This is a genomic window from Paraburkholderia podalyriae (genome assembly GCF_014397785.1).
Taxonomy (GTDB): Bacteria; Pseudomonadota; Gammaproteobacteria; order Burkholderiales; family Burkholderiaceae; genus Paraburkholderia; species Paraburkholderia podalyriae.
In genome coordinates this window covers 128,693-148,848 of the sequence record NZ_VZQQ01000013.1, presented here as the reverse complement: position 1 = coordinate 148,848, position 20,156 = coordinate 128,693, and the positions used below count along the sequence as shown (strand labels likewise).

The 20,156-nt window shown below is 64.1% G+C and carries 21 protein-coding genes; 6 read left to right on the top strand and 15 right to left on the bottom strand.

Annotated elements, in window-relative coordinates; all coding sequences use genetic code 11:
- Positions 1-318: 318 nt before the first annotated feature.
- The 5 genes from F6X42_RS17675 to F6X42_RS17655 all read right to left on the bottom strand — a co-directional run bounded on the left by F6X42_RS17675 (position 319) and on the right by F6X42_RS17655 (position 5,178).
- A complete protein-coding gene (locus F6X42_RS17675; RefSeq protein WP_187635455.1) occupies positions 319-1,650 on the bottom strand; it encodes an MFS transporter in 1,332 nt (443 codons plus the stop codon).
- A gap of 76 nt (positions 1,651-1,726) precedes the next feature.
- Positions 1,727-2,680 carry a hydroxymethylglutaryl-CoA lyase gene (locus F6X42_RS17670; RefSeq protein WP_187635454.1) on the bottom strand — a complete coding sequence of 318 codons (954 nt, stop codon included), beginning with the start codon at positions 2,678-2,680 and terminating at the stop codon, positions 1,727-1,729.
- Positions 2,677-3,870, bottom strand: a complete 1,194-nt coding sequence (locus F6X42_RS17665; RefSeq protein WP_187635453.1) for a CaiB/BaiF CoA transferase family protein — start codon at positions 3,868-3,870, stop codon at positions 2,677-2,679. Before F6X42_RS17665 ends, F6X42_RS17670 begins: the two co-directional genes overlap by 4 nt.
- A gap of 107 nt (positions 3,871-3,977) precedes the next feature.
- On the bottom strand, positions 3,978-4,964 hold the full coding sequence (locus F6X42_RS17660; protein ID WP_187635452.1) for a LysR family transcriptional regulator: 987 nt from the start codon (positions 4,962-4,964) through the stop codon (positions 3,978-3,980).
- A 31-nt stretch (positions 4,965-4,995) separates the two neighbouring features.
- Positions 4,996-5,178 (bottom strand): hypothetical protein, encoded by a 183-nt coding sequence (locus tag F6X42_RS17655; RefSeq protein WP_187635451.1) that lies wholly within the window; start codon positions 5,176-5,178, stop codon positions 4,996-4,998.
- Between F6X42_RS17655 and F6X42_RS17650 the strand changes: the two genes are divergently transcribed.
- The 5 genes from F6X42_RS17650 to F6X42_RS17630 all read left to right on the top strand — a co-directional run bounded on the left by F6X42_RS17650 (position 5,177) and on the right by F6X42_RS17630 (position 9,685).
- On the top strand, positions 5,177-5,935 hold the full coding sequence (locus F6X42_RS17650) for an SDR family oxidoreductase (RefSeq protein ID WP_187635450.1): 759 nt from the start codon (positions 5,177-5,179) through the stop codon (positions 5,933-5,935). The two genes, F6X42_RS17655 and F6X42_RS17650, sit on opposite strands and share 2 nt — an antisense overlap.
- Before the next feature lie 260 nt (positions 5,936-6,195).
- Positions 6,196-6,600 carry a hypothetical protein gene (locus F6X42_RS17645; protein WP_187635449.1) on the top strand — a complete coding sequence of 135 codons (405 nt, stop codon included), beginning with the start codon at positions 6,196-6,198 and terminating at the stop codon, positions 6,598-6,600.
- A 203-nt stretch (positions 6,601-6,803) separates the two neighbouring features.
- On the top strand, positions 6,804-7,184 hold the full coding sequence (locus F6X42_RS17640) for a BON domain-containing protein (protein WP_187635448.1): 381 nt from the start codon (positions 6,804-6,806) through the stop codon (positions 7,182-7,184).
- A 667-nt stretch (positions 7,185-7,851) separates the two neighbouring features.
- Entirely contained in the window at positions 7,852-7,992 is a 141-nt protein-coding gene (locus F6X42_RS17635) for a hypothetical protein (protein WP_187635447.1), read from the top strand.
- A 46-nt stretch (positions 7,993-8,038) separates the two neighbouring features.
- Positions 8,039-9,685: an NRAMP family divalent metal transporter gene (locus F6X42_RS17630; protein ID WP_187635446.1), complete on the top strand. Its 1,647-nt coding sequence runs from the start codon at positions 8,039-8,041 to the stop codon at positions 9,683-9,685.
- Between the two features lie 194 nt (positions 9,686-9,879).
- Here F6X42_RS17630 and F6X42_RS17625 read toward each other — a convergent pair whose 3' ends face one another.
- From F6X42_RS17625 to F6X42_RS17600, 6 genes are read right to left on the bottom strand one after another with little or no spacing between them, the layout of a single operon-like run.
- The gene (locus tag F6X42_RS17625) at positions 9,880-10,623 is read right to left on the bottom strand and encodes an SDR family NAD(P)-dependent oxidoreductase (RefSeq protein WP_187635445.1); all 744 of its coding nucleotides are present in this window, start codon (positions 10,621-10,623) and stop codon (positions 9,880-9,882) included.
- Between the two features lie 22 nt (positions 10,624-10,645).
- Positions 10,646-11,788, bottom strand: a complete 1,143-nt coding sequence (locus tag F6X42_RS17620) for an amidase (RefSeq protein ID WP_187635444.1) — start codon at positions 11,786-11,788, stop codon at positions 10,646-10,648.
- The gene (locus tag F6X42_RS17615) at positions 11,785-12,315 is read right to left on the bottom strand and encodes a nuclear transport factor 2 family protein (protein ID WP_376776376.1); all 531 of its coding nucleotides are present in this window, start codon (positions 12,313-12,315) and stop codon (positions 11,785-11,787) included. The genes F6X42_RS17620 and F6X42_RS17615 overlap by 4 nt, the downstream gene beginning before the upstream one ends.
- A complete protein-coding gene (locus tag F6X42_RS17610) occupies positions 12,308-12,685 on the bottom strand; it encodes a hypothetical protein (protein WP_187635443.1) in 378 nt (125 codons plus the stop codon). Before F6X42_RS17610 ends, F6X42_RS17615 begins: the two co-directional genes overlap by 8 nt.
- A 20-nt stretch (positions 12,686-12,705) precedes the next feature.
- Positions 12,706-13,206 carry an aromatic-ring-hydroxylating dioxygenase subunit beta gene (locus F6X42_RS17605; protein WP_187635442.1) on the bottom strand — a complete coding sequence of 167 codons (501 nt, stop codon included), beginning with the start codon at positions 13,204-13,206 and terminating at the stop codon, positions 12,706-12,708.
- Positions 13,203-14,486, bottom strand: a complete 1,284-nt coding sequence (locus tag F6X42_RS17600; RefSeq protein WP_187635441.1) for an aromatic ring-hydroxylating oxygenase subunit alpha — start codon at positions 14,484-14,486, stop codon at positions 13,203-13,205. The genes F6X42_RS17605 and F6X42_RS17600 overlap by 4 nt, the downstream gene beginning before the upstream one ends.
- Before the next feature lie 176 nt (positions 14,487-14,662).
- On the opposite strand from F6X42_RS17600, the gene F6X42_RS17595 reads away from it, so the two are divergent.
- Positions 14,663-15,583, top strand: a complete 921-nt coding sequence (locus tag F6X42_RS17595; RefSeq protein WP_187635440.1) for a LysR family transcriptional regulator — start codon at positions 14,663-14,665, stop codon at positions 15,581-15,583.
- Between the two features lie 15 nt (positions 15,584-15,598).
- Here F6X42_RS17595 and F6X42_RS17590 read toward each other — a convergent pair whose 3' ends face one another.
- The 4 genes from F6X42_RS17590 to F6X42_RS17575 all read right to left on the bottom strand — a co-directional run bounded on the left by F6X42_RS17590 (position 15,599) and on the right by F6X42_RS17575 (position 20,051).
- Positions 15,599-16,573, bottom strand: coding sequence for a PDR/VanB family oxidoreductase (locus tag F6X42_RS17590; protein WP_187635439.1), 975 nt, complete (start codon positions 16,571-16,573; stop codon positions 15,599-15,601).
- 120 nt (positions 16,574-16,693) lie between these two features.
- Positions 16,694-18,001, bottom strand: coding sequence for an MFS transporter (locus F6X42_RS17585; protein ID WP_187635438.1), 1,308 nt, complete (start codon positions 17,999-18,001; stop codon positions 16,694-16,696).
- Positions 18,002-18,069: 68 nt separating this feature from the next.
- The gene (locus F6X42_RS17580; protein WP_187635437.1) at positions 18,070-18,846 is read right to left on the bottom strand and encodes an enoyl-CoA hydratase; all 777 of its coding nucleotides are present in this window, start codon (positions 18,844-18,846) and stop codon (positions 18,070-18,072) included.
- On the bottom strand, positions 18,843-20,051 hold the full coding sequence (locus F6X42_RS17575; protein WP_281393987.1) for a CaiB/BaiF CoA transferase family protein: 1,209 nt from the start codon (positions 20,049-20,051) through the stop codon (positions 18,843-18,845). Before F6X42_RS17575 ends, F6X42_RS17580 begins: the two co-directional genes overlap by 4 nt.
- Between the last annotated feature and the right edge of the window lie 105 nt (positions 20,052-20,156).

The following is a 20,156-nucleotide window of genomic DNA, read 5'->3' as shown; positions in this document are numbered from 1 at the left end:
CAAGGCTGTGGACAACCTTCGCACAGCGAGCTTAAGTGCTTGAAGCGTGAGAACTATCTGCGCGCGGTTCACGCGTAGGCAGCGAGCGCGCTACGGAGCCCGTGATACTGGCAACCGTGCTTCGCAAGGACGCAGTATCACTCACGACGATCTCAAAGTGCAGTTGTCCACATAATTTGGGAACAAGCTTGTGGACAACCTGAGCACAGGCCCGCCAAGTGATTGATGCGGCAGGCCTATCATTCGCGGATGCACTAGCGGGCAGCGGCGCGGCACATCATGTGATGCAAGCCAACGGCCGCGCCCTTCACCTCGATTTCACTGCGCCGTTTCACGGTTGCGCAGCGACTCCGGCAGACCATACAGCACGATCACCGCGCACACCACGCTCAGCGCGCCGATCACATACAGCGCTGGCGTCGTGCTGCCGGTCAGATCCATCACGCGTCCCACCATCACCGGGCTCACGATCCCGCCGAGTTGCCCGAGCGTGTTGATCAACGCGATGCCACCCGCGGCGCCCGCGCCCGTCAGCAGCTTTGGCGGCAGCGCCCAGAACGCCGGAATCGACGCGACCACGCCCGCGCCCATCACCGCGAGCGCGACCACCAGCAAGGTGGTCTGCTTGTCGAAGAAGCCCGCGGCGAAGAAGCCGAGCGCCGACATCAACAGCAGCCCGAACACGAACTTGCGCCGCTCGCCGCTCGCGTCCGACAGCCGCCCGACGACCACCATGCAGATCGCGCCGCACACATAAGGCACCGCCGTCAGCAGGCCGACCACGGTGGGATTCTTCGTGCCCGCCACGTGAATCAGATGCGGTGCCCAGAAGTTCAGACCGTACGACGCGATCTGAATCAGGAAGTACACGAGCCCGAGCGTCAGGAAGCCCGGCGTTTTCAGCGCGCCCATCAGCGAATGGGCTGTCTGTGCCGGGCGGCTTTGCTGCGCGATCTGCCCAGCGAGCAAGGTCTTTTCCGCCGGCGACAGCCAGCCCGCATCGTCGATGCGATCCTTCAGCAGCTTCAGCACCAGCAGACCGAGCACGATGCACGGCAAGCCGCCGAGCAGGAACAGCCAGTGCCAACCCGGCATGCCGAGCGCGCCGTCCAGATGGCCGATCACGAGCCCCGCGAGCGGCGCGCCGACCAGTCCCGAAAACGCCGACGCGAGAAACAGCATCGACGTGATGCGGCCGCGATACGCGGTCGGAAACCACAGCGTCAGGTAGTACAGCACGCCGGGCGCGAAGCCCGCTTCCATTGCGCCGATCACGAAGCGCAGCCCGTAGAACTGCCATTCGTTGTTGACGAATACCATCGCCGCGGTCGCGAGACCCCAAGAAATCATGATCCGCGCGATCCAGCGTCGCGCGCCGACCTTGTACAGGAACAGGTTGCTTGGCACTTCGAACAGCACGTAGCCAATCACGAACAGACTCGCGCCGAGACCGTAGGCCGTATCGGACAACCCCAGATCGCTTTGCAGCTGAAACTTCGCGAAGCTGATATTGATGCGGTCGAAGAACGCGAACAGATAGCAGATCATGATGAGCGGCATCAGTCGCCACGCGACTTTGCGGATGATGGCTGCGAGATCGTCCGCGCCATGTTCGCGGGTACTGCCCGCCACTACGCCCAGGTCACTCATGCTTGTCTCCAATGCCGGATTCGGCGGTGCCGTCCGGTCGTTTGATCGGTTAAGGGAGTTACTTGGTCGGTGCTGTTCAGATCTGCCGAACGTAGTCGGGCACCGGATGCAGGTCGCAATTGCGGCCTGCCTTGGCGAGTTGCCCCGGTACGTCGTGGCCGAGCAATGCAGGCAAACCGCGCGACAGCGCGAGCAGCTTTGGCAGATCGATCCCGGTCGGGATACCCATTTCGTCGCACAGGTTCACGAGGTCTTCGGTGCAGATGTTGCCCGACGCGCCCGGCGCGAACGGGCAGCCGCCGAGGCCGCCGAGCGCCGCGTCGAAGCGGCGTGCGCCGGCCTCATACGCGGCGAGCACGTTGGCGAAGCCGAGGCCACGCGTGTTATGAAAGTGCAGCGTCAGCGCCGCGGCCGGTAGCCGTTCGAGCACGCGGGCGACGAGCCGCGCGACCTGGCGCGGATTCGCCATGCCGGTCGTATCGGCGAGTGTGATGCCCTCGACGCCCATCTCGCGATAGGTATCGACGATGCCGATCACGCGATCTTCGTCGATGCGGCCTTCGAACGGACAGCCGAACGCGGTCGCCACCGTCGCGTTGAGCCGCGCGCCCGCGGCCATCGCGTGACGCACGATGTCGTCGAACGCCGCGAGCGACGACTCGCAGCTCATGCGCATGTTCGCGCGGTTGTGCGTCTGGCTCGCGGACATTACAAGGTTCAGTTCGTCAGCGCGCGCGGACAATGCGCGCTGCGCGCCTTTCAGGTTCGGCACCAGCGCGACGTAGATCACGCCAGCTCGCCGCTCGATCTGCTGGAACACGGCCTCGCCGTCGCGCAACGCCGGAATCGCTTTCGGCGAGACGAACGAGCCCGCTTCGATGCGCGTGAATCCGCACGTGGACAGCGCATTGATCAGCGCGATCTTGTCGGCGGTTTCGACCCACGTGGGCTCGATCTGCAAGCCGTCGCGCGGGGCGACTTCCTGCACGATCAGCGCGTCGAAACCGGATGAGTCGATGGTGGCGCTCATTGCACGGCTCCGCCGCGGCGCAGCCGCTCGATGTCGTCGTTCGCGAATCCAAGCTCGCTGAGCACGCTGACGGTGTGCTCGCCGAGCGTCGGTCCTGGCCAGCGCACTTCGCCCGGCGTGTTCGACAGCTTCGGCACGATGCCCGGCATCTTCACCGACGCGCCGCCTGGCAACTGCGTCTGCAGCACCATGTCGCGCGCCTGGTAATGCGGATCGGCGACGATGTCGGCCACCGAATAGATGCGACCGGCCGGCACTTCAGCGCGTTCGAGCGCGGTCAGCACGTCTTCGGTCGCGTGATGCGAGGTCCACGCGGTGATCACCTGGTCGAGCATCTCGGCCTGCTTCACGCGGCCGTCGTTGTGCGCGAGCGCGGGATCGTCGGCGAGATCGGGGCGGTCGATCAGATGCATCAGGCGTTTGAAGATCGGATCGCTGTTGCCCGCGATGACGACAAACCCGTCGTCCTCGGTGCGATAGGTGTTCGACGGCGCGATGCCCGGCAGCGCACCGCCGCTGCGCTCGCGCACATGGCCGAGCAGATCGTACTCGGGCACGAGGCTTTCCATCAGATTGAACACGCTCTCGACCAGCGACACGTCGACCACCTGGCCTTCGCCCTGTCCCGTCTTCACGCGCAATAGCGACATCAGCGCGCCGATCACGCCATGCAACGACGCGAGCGAATCGCCGAGACTCACACCGACGCGCGCCGGCGCGCCGTCCACGTCGCCCGTCGTGTAGCGGATGCCGCCCATCGCCTCGCCGATCGCGCCGAAGCCGGGCCGGTCGCGATACGGACCGGACTGGCCATAGCCGGAGATGCGCACCATCGTCAGTTTCGGGTTGAGCGCGTGCAGCACGTCCCAGCCGAGGCCGAGCTTTTCGAGCGCACCGGGGCGCAGGTTTTCGATGACGACGTCGGCATCGGCGGCGAGGCGCTTGACGATCTCGACGCCATCGGCCGATTTCAGATTCACGCAAACGGACCTCTTGTTGCGCGACTGCAGATACCACCACAGCGACGTGCCTTCGTGCAGCTTGCGCCATTTGCGAAGGGGATCGCCAGTTTCGGGCGCTTCGATCTTGATCACGTCGGCGCCGAACTCGGCCATCAGGCGCGCAGCGAACGGCGCGGCGATGAGGGTGCCGATCTCGACGACGCGGATACCCTGCAGGGGTCCACTCATGTTGCTGTCTCCGAACTCGTTTCGTGTTGGGAGACAGCTTAGGAGCGGCGTGGTGGCGGCGTCCAACCGCAATTCGCCAACGACCGTTCGCCAACGGCGAACGCTCATCAGCGGCTACGGGCTCGACGCCGAGGTTGCGTGGTTGCGGGAGCGGGTTCGGTTCGAGCGTGCGCTGCGGCTTCCTGCGCTTCGACCGTGCGCAGATGATCGAACAGCAGTCGGCTCACCGGCGACAATGCATCGACCTCACGCACGACGAGGACGAGGCTGCGCTCGGCCCAGTCATCATCGAGCGGCGTGCCGACGAGACCGAGCGGGCCGCCCATCAGCTGATACACCTTCCGCGGCAGCACGCCGACACCCATGCCCGCCTGCACCATCCGGCAGACCGCATCGAAGCCCGGCACGTGGATGCGCAGCCGCAGCGGCTTGCCGGCCTGGCGCGCGGCGAGGTGCGTGCGCGCGTTGATCGAACTCGCCGAATGCAGGCCGACGTGATCGCCATCGAGCGTTTCGGCGAACGCGATGCTCGTGCGCGCCGCGAGCGGATGATCGTCGCGCATCACGACCACGAGCGAATCGCGCCGGTAGTGCTCGACGTGCAGCTCGCGCGTATCCGCGTCGGCGGAACAGATGCCGAGATCGGCGAGGCTTTCGTCGATGGCCTTGACGACGCCGCCGCTCGGCCGCTCCTCGAGGTCGATCTTCACGCGCTCGTGCAACGACTGGAACGCGCGCAGATCTTCGGGCAGAAATTCGACGATCGCCGACAGATTCGCCACCATCCGCACGTAGCCAAGCACGCCGCTCGCATGGCCGGCCAGTTCGATGCCGATGTTCTCGATGTCGCGCAGCACCCGGCGCGCGTGATGCAGCAGCGTCTCGCCGGCAGGCGTCAGCGTCATGCCACGCGCGTTGCGCTGGAATAGCGACGCGCCGACTGCCTGTTCGAGTTCGAGCAGCCGCTTGCTGGCGGCGGACACGGCGATCGCCTCGCGCTCGGCGGCACGCGTGAGCGTGCCCTCTTCGAAGACGGCGAGAAACAGCTGCAACGTGGTGAGGTCGAGCTTGCGGAGAAGGTTTTTGATGACCATGGCGCGGCGACGGAAATTCGGTCAGTGATAATCATCCTCTAGCTGAGGACGCACCGCCAGCACCGTCACGGTTTTTGCTGTCGTCGATTCCGAACAGCGTGGCGATGCCATCGCGGATAGATTGCAACGCAGTATCGCGAGCGTTTTCGTCCGGCCTGAATGCGGCGTGAGAAAATCGTCGACTCTGCAAGCCCACGATCACAAGGTACGACATGCCTCCCTCTTCTCCGATTCGCGCGATCGTCACCGGCCATACGCGCGGCCTGGGCGCGGCGCTCGCCGAACAACTGCTCGCGCGCAACGTCACGGTGCTGGGTCTGTCGCGCTCGCGACATGCCGCGCTGAAGGCGCGCTTTGCCGCGCAGCTCGAAGAGATCGAGCTACCGTTGGCCGACCCCGCGCGCGTCGCGCAATGGATCGCTACCGACGCACTGAGCCACTTCGTACGCGGCGCGCAGACGGTGCTGCTGATCAACAACGCGGGCATGGTGCAGCCGGTTGGGCCCATCGAAGGACAGGACGCGACGAACGTCGCGGACGCGGTGAGCCTGAACGTCGCGACGCCGCTGATGCTCGCGAGCGCCCTTGCCGCCGCGGCCGTCGACGCCACCGACCGGCGCATCGTGCACATATCGAGCGGCGCGGCGCGCAATGCGTATGCGGGCTGGAGCATCTACTGCGCGACGAAGGCCGCGCTCGATCATCACGCGCGCGCCGTCGCGCTCGACGCGAATCGCGCGCTGCGCATCTGCAGCCTCGCACCGGGCGTGGTCGATACAGACATGCAGGCGCAGATTCGCGGCAGCGGCGAAGAGCAATTCCCGATGCGCGCGCGCTTTGACGACCTGAAGCGCAATGGCCAACTGTCGACGCCCGAGCAATGCGCGGCGCAGTTGATCGACTACGCGTTCAGCGATGCGTTCGGGCAGACACCGGTCGCGGACATTCGCGAGATCGCGAAATCGGCCTGAACGGGCTATTGCCGCCGGGTTTTTGCGCTCCCGAAAAGCCTCACCTCAGGCACGGAGCCGTGGCGAATCGGCGTCAAGTGCGGTCGCCATTGCTCCCGAAAAGCCTCACCTTTGCGGAGAAAACGAGGGTCAAGGGCATGTTTCGGTGCGCGCGTTGCTGCTCTCGCGCACCGCTCCCGAAAACACTCACCTTTGATCGAACGCGGCAGGTTCGCTTCGCTGATGCCGGCCGCTTATGCGGCAGATCGCCTGGACATTCAATGACTTACGTTACACAGTTGGCGAACAGTCAACGCGACGGATGCAATGATTCGCGGCTACATGAAGTGCGTCTTGCACGCCAACAAAGCGTGCAGCCGACCGGTTCGGCATCGACGGCTCCCGAATATCCTCACCTATGGCTAACAGGCAAAGATGCGCGCGTTCCCGCGAGGCTCTTGCCCGCGGCTTGTTCCATGCTTGGGCGTGGCCGGTTAGTTGCAAAAGAACCGCCCGCGCGCGGCCCCCGAAAAACCTCACCTTTCGCGCGACGCACCCGTCGCGACGTGGCGAACCTGACGAAAAAGGAACAAAACCTTGAGGATGCGACATCAGTTTCCAAGGAAACCATCCGCGACTTGCCGCACCGTCTGACGACTCCCGAATTTCCTCACCCTCAATTTTGAAGTGCGCGTACAGGTGCACATATTCTCACCTCGGCGGCTCCCGAATCCTCTCACCTATCGGCATCGACGCGTACGCCGCAGAATATAATCGGAGCCGACGGTCGATTACTCGTCGCGAGGCGGCAGTGCGTTGCGCCGCCTCTTCCCCGCTGGCTTTACGCGGCTCGAACGGCAGTTCCTGACAAACCGGCAAAGGAGGAAGAATGAAAACAAACGGCGCGAGCAGAATCCTCGGCGCAATTGTCGCGGCGGCCATCGCGAGTTGCGCGACCTATGCGAACGCACAGACGGGCGGCATGCCGAACGACGCGTCGATGCAAAGCGCGGCGGCCCCCGCGGCTTCGAACCGGAACAACAACCGGACCGACAGCGCGATTGTTCGCGACGTCCGCCGCGCATTCACGCGCACAACGAACCTCAATTCAGCGAACATTCGTGTCGAGGCGCGCCACGGCATCGTGACGCTGTCCGGCACGGTGCCGCAGCAATCGCAAATCGCGCGAGCCGGCAACGCCGCGCGTTCGGTTCGCGGCGTCACAAGCGTGCATAACCGGCTGACCGTGCGTCGGCGCGCCAGCCAGTGAGCGCGCCGTGGCGGCAACGGTCGGATGGATCGATGCCGCCTGTTCGAGCTTCCTCTATATCGGCCTTGACCCGCACGTCATTCAGACGTGCGCAGTGTTGCGCGTAGCACATCATTTCTGCTCTGCTTAAGAAACAGGTTGACCTCGGCGGAAGGCGACCCCTAGAATTCAAAAATCATCACCAGTGGGGCTCACGCCTTGGACACCTGCAGTAGCCGACTTTCGAACAGATTCGCTGCCTGACCGGCAGGACGTCCGCGCTCTCTTCATCAGCCGCCGTCTTGCCAGCAGGCAGACGGTGCGCGCCGCAGTCTCTTCCCGTGCACCTAAGTAACGTCGTATCCGTATGACAGGAACGTCGCGTTCACGCGCGTCCGTCCGCCGGTACGACGTCGCATCGCGAGCCTCGCGCCCGCGGTCGCGTTTGCGCGCGCGTTGTCAGCAGTCAACGCAGTCAGTTCAACGCGATGCGCGCGAATGCGGTACCCGCTACATACACCGACAAGGAGCCGCCATGCCTGACAGTGACAGTTATCCCATATGCCGCTTCCCTCTTCTATCAACCGAGGAAAGCGAGTAGACCTCTACCGCCGCGCACGGACATACGCGGCCTCCGTGTCTGCTGGCTTTCCATCAGCGTGTCGAAACCGACGCACGGAGCTACCTCATGCAATTCGGCCTCCTTCTTTCGCAGTTCCCGCGCGTGCAGGAATCGCGCGCCCATTACGACGGCCTGCTCGTGCTGCACACTCGCGAACCGCATTCGTTCGTCGCCTTCTGGCGTCGCCTGATGTCGCGCGTGGCGTAGCGTTTCGCGATCCGTCCTTCGACAAATACAACCAGGAGAGAACGACATGTCTACTCCGACGAACATTTCCTCCGCGCGCAGCGCCGTGCTCGATTCGGCACACGTCGGTGATATCAAAGGCGCACTCGGCACCATCGCTCACCATGACACCGCGCCGCGCACGAGCTGGTGGGCGCGCCTGCGCACGCTGCTCGCGATTCTCGGCCCCGGTCTGATCGTGATGGTCGGGGACAACGACGCGGGCGCGTTCGGCACCTACACGCAGGCAGGCCAGAACTACGGCACGACGTTGCTGTGGACCATGCTTTTGCTGGTGCCGGTGCTGTTCGTCAACCAGGAGATGGTGCTGCGGCTCGGCGCAGTGACGGGCGTGGGCCACGCGCGGCTTATTTTCGAGCGCTTCGGCAAGTTCTGGGGCGCGTTCAGCGTCATCGATCTGTTCCTGCTGAACGCGCTGACCATCGTGACGGAATTCATCGGCATCACGTTTGTGCTCGACTTTTTCGGCGTCTCGAAGATCGCGGGCGTGTGCATCGCCGCGGCGCTGACGATGGCCGCCGTCAGCACCGGCGACTTCCGCCGCTTCGAGCGCTTCGCGGTCGCGCTGTGTGTGTTGAGCCTGCTGCTCGTGCCGGTGCTCGTGTCGATTCATCCGCCGGTCGGCCAGATCGCGCGTGACTTCTTCATTCCAAACTGGCCCGCGCATTCGAAGCTGTCCGACGTGATGCTGCTCGTGATCGGCATCGTCGGCACGACGGTTGCACCGTGGCAGTTGTTCTTTCAGCAGAGCTATGTGGTCGACAAGCGCATCACGCCGCGCTTTATGAACTACGAAAAAGCCGACCTATGGATCGGCATCGTGTTCGTGCTGATCGGCGCGGTCGCGATGATCTCGTTCAGCGCGGCGCTGTTCGACGGCCGTCCCGGATTCGGCAACTTCACGGACGCGGGCGGCGTGATCGCCGGTCTCGAGAAATACGCGGGACGCACCTCGGCGGTGCTGTTTGCGATCGCGCTGTTCGACGCGTGCGTGATCGGCGCGGCGGCCGTATCGCTATCGACCGCCTATGCGATCGGCGACGTGTTCAAGATCCGCCATTCGCTGCATCGTAGCGTGTCGGATGCGAAGGGCTTCTACGTCGTGTACTTCGCGATCGTCGCAGCGGCCGCCGCGTTGGTACTGATTCCGGGCAGCCCGCTCGGGCTGCTGACCGAAGCGGTGCAGACGCTCGCGGGCGTGCTGTTACCGAGCGCGACCGTGTTCCTGCTGCTGCTGTGCAACGACCGCGCGGTGCTGGGTCCGTGGGCCAATTCGAAGAAGCTCAACCTGTTTACCGGCGCGGTGATCTGGGTACTCGTGATGCTGTCGATCATCCTGACCGCGTCGGTGATCTATCCGGACATCGCGGCGGAAACGATAATCGAAGTACTTGCGGGCGGCACGTTTCTCGCGGTCGTCGGGTATGTCGCGACCATCGGGATTCGCAAGCTGCAACGCGAGTCCGCGGCCGAACCGGCGCCCGTCTATGCGAAAGAGGCCCGCAACACATGGCGCATGCCGCCGCTCGACGAACTGCCGCCGCCGCGTCTGACGCTCGCCAAACGCCTGTGGATGAGCGTGCTGCGCGGCTATCTGCTGCTCGCGATCGCGCTCGTGATCGTCAAGGTCGTGCAGGTGGCGTTGCTGAAGTAGTGCGAATGGTGAGGAGTTCCAGGAGGTACGGGCAATGGTGAGGATTTACGGGAGCCATGTTCGCTGCAGCTGCGCGAGCGGATCAACTCGCTCACCTCGCGCGAGAAGGAAGTGCTGCACGGGTCGGTCGAGGCTAAGCCGAGCGCCGCACGAGCGGCCGGAATGACACGGCCGCCGCGACCCATGTAGACGCATCAGCGCATGTACAGGCCGCCGTTGACGTCCCAGCACGCGCCATTGGCGAAATAGGCGTCGCCGGAAGCAAGCACCACCGCGACATCGGCGACATACGACGCCGCTCCGAGCTTGCCCACCGGTATCGTTTCGATCACCTTCGCCAGTTCGTCCGCCCTCACGCTCTCGTGAACGATCGGCAAATCGAGCGGGCCCGGCGAGATCGCGTTGACCGTCACACCGCTCGCGGCGAGATCGCGCGCGAAGACCTTGGTCAGCGCCAGCACACCGCCCTTCGCGGCGGCATAGTGCGCGCCCGTTGCCGAGCCGCCGTTCTGCCCCGCCAGCGACGCGATGTTGACGATGCGGCCCGTGCCGCGCTGCGCGAAGTGCCCGCCGAATACCTGACTGCCGAACAGCACGCTGCGCAGATTCACGTTGACGACCTGATCGAATTGCTCGGCGGTGATGTCCATCACGGGCACGACCTTCGAAGCGCCCGCGTTGTTGACGAGCGCATCCACCGTGCCCCAACGTTCGAGCAGCGCATCGCGCGCCGCTTCGAAGTCCGCCTTGCGCGTAACGTCGAGGTGGATCGCGCAGGCGCTGGAACCGTCGCCGCTCAGTTCATGCGCGAGCGCTTGCGCGGGCTCGATCGCGATATCGGCCAGGGCGACCTTGTAGCCTGCCTCGTGAAAACGACGCGCGAGAACTGCGCCAAGTCCGCGCGCGGCGCCCGTCACGAGCGCGATTCTGTTCGACACGTTGCTGACTCCTTGATTGCGTTCAGGCGGATTGCGCGAGGCGCGCCTCGATGTGAGCGGCGAGCGCGCATACCATTTCGTCGTCGTGCTTGCGACCGATGATCTGCAGACCCGCCTTCAGCGTCGAATGTTCGATCGGAACGGGCAGGCTCAATGCCGGATGCCCGCTCAGGTTGAACGGCCGGATCAGCGACGACATGCCGATCACCGACGTGCCGGCGCGCGCCGCTTCGAGCGTGATCGGCAATGAAGGCATCGTCGGTAGCACGAGCACGTCGACGCGATCGAGCGCGCGGTCCACTTCGTCGGTGAACGCGCGCCGCACACGTTCGGCCGCGTCGAGATCGGCGGCGCTCGTGGCCGCGGCTGCGCGCAGGCGCGCCTCGATATCGGCGCCGAGCTTGCCGCTTGCCACCAGATGGCCGAATGCGCGCGATGTCTCCGCGTTGATCACTGCGAGGCCGGCCGTGAATGCGTCCTTCAGCGACGCGAGTTCGATCGTTAGTGTGGCGAGTCCGGCCTTTCCAACGGCGTTGTCGATCGCTTTGGCGATGTCTTCGTCGGCATCGACTGACACCACGCCAATGCGGAGCCGTGAAACGTCGCGACGCGCAGCGTCCGCGCGAAACGAAGGATCGATCGCCGTCATCACGCGAATCAGCATGCCCATCTCGCGCGTGAATGGACCGACGCAGTCGAGCGTCGTCACACGCGGCGCCACGCCGTGCCGCGACACGCGGCCGAATGTCGGCTTCAGGCCGATCACGCCGCAACAAGCGGCGGGGCCACGAACCGAGCCGCCTGTGTCGGTGCCGAGCGCGGCGTCCACGAGCTTCTGTCCGACCGCCGAGGCGGACCCGCTGGACGATCCGCCCGGAATGCGTGCCGTGTCCTGCGGATTGAGCGGCGTGCCGGAGAAGTCATTGATGCCGGTCATGCCGAACGCGAGTTCGTGCATGTTGGCTTTGCCAGTGATGCGCCAGCCGGCGTCGAGCAAACGCTGCACGACTTCGGCATGCTCCGATGCAAGCGGTGCGTCGGCGAGCGCGCGACTTGCCGCCGTCGTCGCATAGCCGGCTATGTCGATGCTGTCCTTGATCGCGATCGTCGGCGCATCGGCGCCGTCCGTCGCGCTCAGATTGAATGTCCGCAGAAATGCGCTCATGCCGAAACTCCCTCAACCGGGTTGACTTGCCACGGTGCATCGAAAAGACGCTCGGTACGGAAACGGCGGATCAGCCAAGTCGCGCCCGCGTCGTGAGCGGCGGGCACGAAGTCGACTTCGAGGCGCGCCGCGATCAGTTCGGCTTTCGCATCGACATAACCCGAAGCCTGCAACATGATCCAGCGACCCTTCGCCATGTCGCCGTTCACCTCGATGTGCTCCGCAGTCAGAAAGTGCACGTTGGTCGCGAAGTGCGGCGTAGGCGGCAGATAACGCTGCAGCATCGCGACGATCCGCGCGGGCCCTTCGAGACGCCCGAACTTGTTCGCGTACTGCGGGCCGATGCCTTCCCAGATCGCGTCGTCGGCGAATAGCGCGGCGAGCGCTTCGCCTTCGAGCGCGCGCGCCGGCACATCGCATAACGCCATGTAGCGCGCGATCGCATTGCGCACCGCGTTCTGTGCTTCGAGCGCTTTGACGCGCGCGAGCAGCGCGTCGATAGCCGGATCGGTCATCGCGTCACGCATGATTGGCGAGCACCGGCGGCACCGTCAGCGTACGGCCCACACGCGCTTCGATCTTGCCGTAGCGCCACAGGTTGTAGTCGCCGACCGGCGTCGTTCGATACAGATTGCACACGGCCACCGCGGTATCGAAGTCGGCGACATCGGCCATGATGTAAAACGTCCACGGCGCGCCATCGGCATTGCCGACGACGAGCCGATCGTCGTCCATTACGCCCAGCACCCGCACGTTTTCCATCGCTTCGATCGCGTTCAGCATCTTGCCGTACGCTTGCCACACTTCGCCGATCTGTTCCCGCGGCAAGTCGAAGAAGTTCTGCGAGACGCCGCAGCAGAACAGCACACGCAAAGGCAGGTTTCGGTCGTCGTTCATGGGAACGTTCCCTGGTTCCGTCACAGCAGGAAGCCGATCGCGCTCAGTGCATCGGTCGAATCGATGAGGCGAATCACTTTCTCGACGAGACGCGGCTCGCCGCTCGCCATGCTGATCTTGTGCGTGAGATTGGCCGCGAAGATCGTCGACGCGCCGCGCTTGTACGCGATGATGATCTGCGACGACTTCACCTCGACCCCATCCGCGCTGTCGCTCGCGAGCGTGAAGCGCGACACCGTGCGCACCGTGCGCGCGGCATCCGACGCGGACGCCGAATAGCCGGACGTCATGCGCTGAACGCGCTTCTGGCGCAGATCCTGATCGTCGTAAGCGTAGTTCAGCGTCGCCGCGTAGTCCGTCGTATTCGGATCGATCGGCACGACGTAGTGGCCGGACGGGTCCCACAGGTCGAGCCACTCGCGGTAATCGCGTCGATCGAGCAATTCGGCTTCGCGCCAGATGAATTCGATCGCGCGTGCAAAGGTCTGGTGGGAAAGAAGTGCGTTCCTGTCGTCCATCATGCCTGCTCCATCATTGAGCGCCATTGCCTGTACGCTTCGCGCATGCCGGTTTCATCGGTTGCGTGGGCGGTTTTCTCGCCGTTCGCGGCGGTCGTTTCTCGATTCAGGCCGCGATTGACGAGGATCGGCACGTCTGGTCCGGCATGCGAGCCGCGCTGCACGCGCTCCCATGCTTCGGCGTCGTCGGGACTGCCGAAGCCGAACGGGCCCTGGAAGTGCTCGTGGATGCGCAGGCGCACCCGATTCGCTTCATCGGGACCGCCGTCCATCGCGAGCGCGACGTGGCGAATCTCCGTTTCCTCGGCGGAAATCGGCCGCAGCACGCGGAAGAACGCCATAGAAAGAGCAAGGTTCGGGAACAGGTTCAGGTTGAAGCCGACGCCCATCAGCGAGCGCACGATGCGGCGCACTGCTTCCGGCGTGTGTTTTTGCGCAAGTTGCGCGGCGAGTTCGCTGAAGCGCTCGGGCAGCGGCGCGCCGTCGTCGCGGTCCAGATCGACGATCTCGGGCATCAGCACCGCGAGACTGTGACCGTTGCCTAGCGAGCGGCAGAACGCCTGATCGCTCGTCATGAAGCTCGTGATCGCGGCGGCGGTCTCGTCGTCGATCGACTTCATCCACGACTTGTGCACGACCGGGAAGTGGTATAGGTCCGTCGTGTTCTCGAGCTGGATCTTCCAGTTGCCCTTGAACTTGAACTTGTGCTCGCCGTTCGCTTTGATCGGATAGCCCGCGCCCTGCTTCATGAACAGATCGATCCACGGCTTCGCGCCGCCGAGGAAGTCTTCGAGCGGTTCGATCGTTTCGTTGAAGCTCGCGAAGATCAGGCCTTGATAAACGCCCACGCGCAGCTTCTTCAGCGGCAGATCGCCCTTCTCGCATACGCCTTCGTAACCGTCGCCGTACGGCAGCGCGCGCAACGTGCCGTCAAGCGCATACGACCAGCTGTGATACGGACACGTGAAGCCCTTCACATTGCCCTTGTGCTCCTCGCACACGGTCGCGCCGCGATGACGGCAGCGGTTTTGCAGCACGTTGACCGCGCCGCTCTTGTCGCGCACGACGATGACCGGCTGCCGGCCGATCGTCGTCGTGATGAAATCGCCGGGCTTCGGCAACTCGCTGTCATGCGCGACCCAGATCCACGTCTTGTAGAAAATGCGCTCGAGTTCGACTTCGAACAGCTCGGGATCGTAGTAGAGCGAAGGGGCGATGCGATCGGCCTCGGCGCGCCTGGCTAAAGCGCGGGTGTCGATGGTTTGATAGGTCGGCGTACTCATCGTGTGCGGGGGACGGTTGCGTGGTTGAAATGAAGATGCACGTCGACGCGTGAAGCCACGTGCCACACATTGGCGCATCCTCTCGTTGACATCAGTCTCGCTTTGCGACGATCATGCGTCAAATCGATTAAAAACAGGTCGCCGGATAAATCCGGCTGATATCACAAGAGCCGGCCATGACTTCTATCGACCACGTCGATCTCAATCTGCTGAGGGTGTTTCAGGCGATCGTCGAGGAGCGCAGCCTGACGAGGGCGGGCGAACGCCTCGCGCTGTCGCAGCCCGCGGTCAGCTACTCGCTCGGCCGTCTGCGCTCGATGTTCGACGACCCACTGTTCATCCGCACGCGTGCGGGCATGCAGCCGACGCCCGTCGCGCTCGAACTCGCGGAGATCGTCGGCCACGCACTCGACACCGTGCGTCAGGCGCTGCGTTACGCGGAACGTTTCGATCCGACGACGAGCACGCGCACGTTTCGTCTGTCGCTATCGGATGCGGGCGAGATGGCGTATCTGCCCGCGCTGTGCGCGGCGCTGCAAAAGTCTGCGCCGCGCGTGAAGCTGGTTGTCGAGCCGTTGCCCGTAGAGGAGATCGAGGAGGCGCTACGTTCGAGCCGGCTCGACTTCGCGATCGGCAATCTGCCGTCGCTGCTGCCGCGCACGCGGCATAGCCTGCTGTTCGAAGAGTCGTATGTGTGCATGACGCGCAAGCGCCGCGACCTGCCGAGCGGTGACACGCTGAAGCTCGAACGGTTTCTCGCCGCTTCGCACATCCAGGTGCGCTCGCTCGAACATAGCCACCATGCGCTCGACGATGCGCTGCGCGCGCAAGGCGTCGGCCGCAATATCGCGTTCGCGTTGCCGCACTTCGTCGCGGTGCCCGGTGTGCTGGCCGCGACGGATCTGTTCGCGACGCTGCCTGAACGGCTCGCGCATATCCTCAATCGCGGCGACGCGTTCCGGATCTACGCACTGCCGGTGCCGCTGCCGAAGGCCGCCGTGACGATGCACTGGCACGAGCACTTCCATGAAGACGAAGGCATTGCGTGGATGCGCGGCCTCATCGCCGAGATCCTCGCCGGCTTCGAGAAGATGTGATTGCGCGTAAGTGAATCAGAGATCGAGCACGAGCACGGGGGTTCGCGAGCGCGACACGCAACAGCAGATCACGCTATTGCTCGCGCGCTCGGCCTTGCTCAGGCAGTGATCGCGATGTTCGGGCTCGCCGCTGATCACATCGACCATGCAGGTGCCGCACACGCCTTCGCCGCACGACGTGTCCACTTCGATGCCGATCGACGCGAGCGCAGCGACGATCGACGTGCTCGCATCGACCCGCACCGTCTGACCGCTACTCGCCAATTGCACGTCGAAGCTTTTGAGCGACGCGTCAGCCGCGGGCGCCGGCGCGGTCTCCGCCTTGAAGCGTTCGAGATGAATCGCGTCCGCGGGCAGGCGTTGCCGGGCACTCGCGACAACGAGATCCATGAACGGCGACGGACCGCACGTGTAGACATGCGCGTTCGCGCCTGCATCGCGCAGACACGCATCGAGCGCGGGTTTTAGCTCGTCGGGCTGCACACCGAAATGCAGCTTCACGTGCCGCGCGAACGGCTCGCGCGTGAGCAGCGTCATGAACGCCGCATGCGCTTCGCTGCGCGCAAAATGGTGCAGCGTGAAGCGCGCCTGCCGCGCGGCGAGCCGATAAGCCATCGACAGCAACGGCGTAATGCCGATGCCCGCGCCCATCAGAATGTGCTCGCCCGCGCCTTCTTCGAGGCGAAAAAGATTGCGCGGCGCGCCGACCGACAACTCGGTGCCGACGCTCACCTCTTCATGAAGCGAACGCGAGCCGCCGCGCGATTGCTCTTCCTTCTTCACCGCGAATATCTGCGAGTCGAGACGTTCCGGGTCGCCGCACAGCGAATATTGCCGCGTGACGCCGGAAGGACTCGTGACGTCGATATGGGCGCCGGGTTCGTAACGCTCGAACGGCAGCCCATCGAGCCGCGAAATGCTGAACGAGCGGACGCCGTGCGCTTCGTCGCGCAACGCGTCGACCCGAACCTTCAGGGATTGCGCCTGCATGATTGCCTTCCGATGTGTTCCTGGGGGGACGATATGCCGAGATTAGCGCCCCGCATCGAATAAGCAAAATAGGTTAAAAAGCTGCGATGACATCAATGCCGTTTATTTTGTTCCGATATGTCAAGCGCCCGACAGCGCATCCCCCTCCTTGCGTTGCGAGCCGCCGGACGGCTGCGCCGCGTCGTTCGAAAACGGCACGTTCGGCCTCATGAAGAAGCTCAGCATGATGCCGAAGATCATGACGCCGATCGACAGCACGAACGTCAGATCCCAGCTGTGCAAGCGATCAGCGACTAACCCGGCGATGACCGGGCTCACGATCGCGGCAGTGAAGCCGGTGCCGCTCATGATGCCGCTGGCCGTGCCCGAGCGGTCGTAGGCGACGTCCATCGGGATCGCCCACATCGGGCCGATGTTCATTTCGTTGAAGAACATCGCCGCGCCAAGGAAGATCAGGGAAATCATCGGATCGTGTAGCAGCACGACGGGAACCAGCGACAGCGCGGTCAGCGCCATGCACACGGCCACGAGATGACTGCGCGCGCGCTTGACGTTGCCGGTCCTGCGCAACAGGCGGTCGCTTACCATGCCGCCCACGAGATCGCCGATCACGCCCGCCACGAACACGCCCGATGTGAACACCACGGCCTTCTTGATGTTCAGGTGGAACGTATGCATGAAGTACAGCGGCATCCAGTCGAGCATCAGCCACAGGATCCAGTTGTAGCAGAAGTACACCGCCGAGATCGGTGCCATCCGTTTATAAAGGCGCATCCACGTGCCACGCGGATCGACCGGACGCGTCGTAGGAGGCGGCAGTTTATCCAGTTCCGCGCGCGTGATGCGCGGGTGATCGACGGGGCGCTCCGTATAGGTCAGATACCAGAGGACCAGCCAGACGGCGCTCATTGCACCGAGCAGATAGAACGATAAGCGCCAGTTGAAGGCGGTCATCAGCGCGACGACCAGCATCGGTGCGATAGCGTTGCCCAACCGCGCGGACGAGTGCGTGATGCCCTGTGCCATGCCGCGCTTGTCACGAGCGATCCACGAGGCCATAGCGCTCGTCGAGGCTGGAAACGTCGCGCCTTCGCCCAGACCGAGCAGCAGCCGCGCCGCGATCAGCGAAGCGAAACCGCCTGCCATGCCGGTCAGCGCGGTCGCCACGGCCCAGATTGCCGCACACGCGAGCAGCGTGCGGCGCGCTCCGAAGCGGTCGCTCACCCATCCGCCGATAAACTGGAAGATGACGTACGGATACGCGAATGCCGAAAAGATGATGCCGAGCTGCGTATTGCTCAGGCCGAGCTCGCTCTTGAACTGCCCGGCTGCCGTACTGATGTTGACGCGATCCACATAGGTGATGAAATACATCAGGCACAGCATCACCAGCACGGTGGTGGTGGCCTTCAGCGACAGGCGTTTCATGTGTCGTCCTCCAGATGTCATTTATTTTTTGGGTGAAGCGCTGCCATTACGCGTGCAGCGCAGGACGCTCAGCCCTTCGGCGCCCCCGAGCCGAATGCCGCGACGGCGTCGCGGAACCGCTGGCTGCCGTACACCGCCTCGATCAGATCCTCGTCTTCGAGGCTTTGGTCGATCACGATGCGCCGCAAGCTCTCCTTGACCGCATGCTGCGTGACGGGCGATAGCGCAACGAGCCGTTCGGCAAGCGCGCATGCCGCGCTGCCGACCTGTTCTTTCGCTGTCACCTCGTACACATAGCCGCACGCGTGCGCTTCGGCGGCGCCGACGAAATCGGAGAGCAGCAGCATCTTCTTCACGCGCGGCACGCCGAATGCCGCGACGAGCCGCGCGAGATTGCGCGACGACAGCGTGTTCGATAACGTCTTCGCGATCGGCGCGCCGAAGCGCGAACCGTCCGCACAGACTCGGAAGTCGCACGCGGTCGCGATAGCGAGTCCGCCGCCCACGGCCCAACCGTCGATCGCGGCGACGGTGGGCACCGGAATGCGCTCGACTGCGCCGATCACCCATTCGACGAGCGCTTCGTACTCGACACCTTGGCTGCCTGCCGTGAAGTCGCGGAAGTAATCGATGTCGGTGCCCGAAATGAAGGACTTGCCGCCCGCGCCGCGCAGAATGATGCAACGCACCGTTTCGTCCGCGCGGCACTGGTCGAACAGTGCCAGCAAGGTCTCGTACATCGGAATCGACATTGCGTTGTGCCGCTCGGGGCGGTCGATCACGATCTGCGCGACCGACTCCGTCAGACGTTCGAGCCTGACTTTCTCACTGGCCGCTTCGCTCATTTCGCGGCCCCGTTGATCTCTGCATAAAGCTCGTCGTTGTGCTCGCCTAGGCGCGGTGGATGGCGTCGCACGCGCTGCGGCGTTCCGAGCATCTTCACCGGAAACCCGATGTTCTTGACCTTGCCCTCAACCGGATGGTCGATCTCCATGCACATGCGGCGATACTGCGCATGTTCGCTGCCGAAGGCTTGCGGATAAGACAGGATCGGTCCGGCGGGAATGCCCGCGGCCAGCATCGTTTCGATCCATTCCTCGCAGTCGCGCTGGCCGAACGACGTCTCGAGCGATTCGATCAGCGCCTCACGGTTTTTCAGGCGCAGCGAAACGGTCTCGAACTCGGGATTCGCGAGCAGATCGGGCCGCTCCAGCAGGTCGCAAAGACGCGACCACAGCTTATGGTTGGTTGCGCCCATCACGAAGTAACCGTCGCGCGCCTTCACGGCCTGATACGGCGCGCTCATCTTGTTGCTGGTGCCGAGCGGCGTCGGCTCGACCCCCGTTCCCCAGTAATCCGACATGTCCCAGATCGAGAAGGCCATCGCCGAATCGAACAGCGAGGCGTCGATGTGTTGCCCCTGCCCGGTCTTCTGCGCGCCGATATAAGCGGAAAGCACGCCGTACACGGCGAACAGCGCGCAGCCGATGTCCGCCACCGGCACGCCGGCCTTCACGGGCTTGCCGCCTTTGTAGCCCGTCACGCTCATGACGCCGGACATGGCCTGCGCCATCAGGTCGAAGCCGGGGCGCTGCGACCACGGGCCGCTCTGTCCGAAGCCCGAGATGCTCGCGTAGACGATCTTCGGGTTGATTTCGCGCATCGTCTCGTAGTCGATCCGCAGCCGCTGAACCACGCCGGGCCGATAGTTCTCGACGATTACGTCGGCGGTCTTGGCCAACTGGTAGAAAAACTCGCGCCCTTCATCGGTCTTCAGGTCCAGCGCGACCGAGCGCTTGTTGCGGTTCATGTTGAGAAAGCCCATGCTGTCCGGGCCTTTCATCTTGAAGCCCATGGCGCCGCGCGTCTGGTCGCCTTCGAGGGGTTCGATCTTGATGACGTCCGCGCCGAGATCGGCGAGCATCATGCAGGCGAACGGGCCGGCCATCACCTGGCTGACGTCGAGCACACGGATGCCCTGCAGCGGCGATGGCCGGTTGTCCGTGTCCGCGTCGTCGCTGGATGGTGTTTGTGCGTGGCTTTGCGTCATGTCGTCTCCTGTTTTTTCGGCCGGGCCGCTGTCGCGCGAAGCGCGAAGCGCAAATCGCGGCCGGCCGTTGCGGCACCTGTTAGCGTGCGTCAACTGTGGCGCACG

Excerpts from the sequence above, each read along its gene's own strand:
- F6X42_RS17655 (WP_187635451.1), bottom strand. The coding sequence starts at position 5,178 with ATGTCGTACCTTGTGATCGTGGGCTTGCAGAGTCGACGATTTTCTCAC.
- F6X42_RS17610 (WP_187635443.1), bottom strand. The coding sequence starts at position 12,685 with ATGAACGACGACCGAAACCTGCCTTTGCGTGTGCTGTTCTGCTGCGGC.
- F6X42_RS17630 (WP_187635446.1), top strand. The coding sequence starts at position 8,039 with ATGTCTACTCCGACGAACATTTCCTCCGCGCGCAGCGCCGTGCTCGAT.
- F6X42_RS17675 (WP_187635455.1), bottom strand. The coding sequence starts at position 1,650 with ATGAGTGACCTGGGCGTAGTGGCGGGCAGTACCCGCGAACATGGCGCG.
- F6X42_RS17670 (WP_187635454.1), bottom strand. The coding sequence starts at position 2,680 with ATGAGCGCCACCATCGACTCATCCGGTTTCGACGCGCTGATCGTGCAG.
- F6X42_RS17660 (WP_187635452.1), bottom strand. The coding sequence starts at position 4,964 with ATGGTCATCAAAAACCTTCTCCGCAAGCTCGACCTCACCACGTTGCAG.
- F6X42_RS17650 (WP_187635450.1), top strand. The coding sequence starts at position 5,177 with ATGCCTCCCTCTTCTCCGATTCGCGCGATCGTCACCGGCCATACGCGC.
- F6X42_RS17585 (WP_187635438.1), bottom strand. The coding sequence starts at position 18,001 with ATGAAACGCCTGTCGCTGAAGGCCACCACCACCGTGCTGGTGATGCTG.
- F6X42_RS17615 (WP_376776376.1), bottom strand. The coding sequence starts at position 12,315 with ATGCGTGACGCGATGACCGATCCGGCTATCGACGCGCTGCTCGCGCGC.
- F6X42_RS17595 (WP_187635440.1), top strand. The coding sequence starts at position 14,663 with ATGACTTCTATCGACCACGTCGATCTCAATCTGCTGAGGGTGTTTCAG.
- F6X42_RS17635 (WP_187635447.1), top strand. The coding sequence starts at position 7,852 with ATGCAATTCGGCCTCCTTCTTTCGCAGTTCCCGCGCGTGCAGGAATCG.
- F6X42_RS17580 (WP_187635437.1), bottom strand. The coding sequence starts at position 18,846 with ATGAGCGAAGCGGCCAGTGAGAAAGTCAGGCTCGAACGTCTGACGGAG.
- F6X42_RS17590 (WP_187635439.1), bottom strand. The coding sequence starts at position 16,573 with ATGCAGGCGCAATCCCTGAAGGTTCGGGTCGACGCGTTGCGCGACGAA.
- F6X42_RS17605 (WP_187635442.1), bottom strand. The coding sequence starts at position 13,206 with ATGATGGACGACAGGAACGCACTTCTTTCCCACCAGACCTTTGCACGC.
- F6X42_RS17620 (WP_187635444.1), bottom strand. The coding sequence starts at position 11,788 with ATGAGCGCATTTCTGCGGACATTCAATCTGAGCGCGACGGACGGCGCC.
- F6X42_RS17600 (WP_187635441.1), bottom strand. The coding sequence starts at position 14,486 with ATGAGTACGCCGACCTATCAAACCATCGACACCCGCGCTTTAGCCAGG.
- F6X42_RS17665 (WP_187635453.1), bottom strand. The coding sequence starts at position 3,870 with ATGAGTGGACCCCTGCAGGGTATCCGCGTCGTCGAGATCGGCACCCTC.
- F6X42_RS17640 (WP_187635448.1), top strand. The coding sequence starts at position 6,804 with ATGAAAACAAACGGCGCGAGCAGAATCCTCGGCGCAATTGTCGCGGCG.
- F6X42_RS17575 (WP_281393987.1), bottom strand. The coding sequence starts at position 20,051 with ATGACGCAAAGCCACGCACAAACACCATCCAGCGACGACGCGGACACG.
- F6X42_RS17645 (WP_187635449.1), top strand. The coding sequence starts at position 6,196 with ATGACTTACGTTACACAGTTGGCGAACAGTCAACGCGACGGATGCAAT.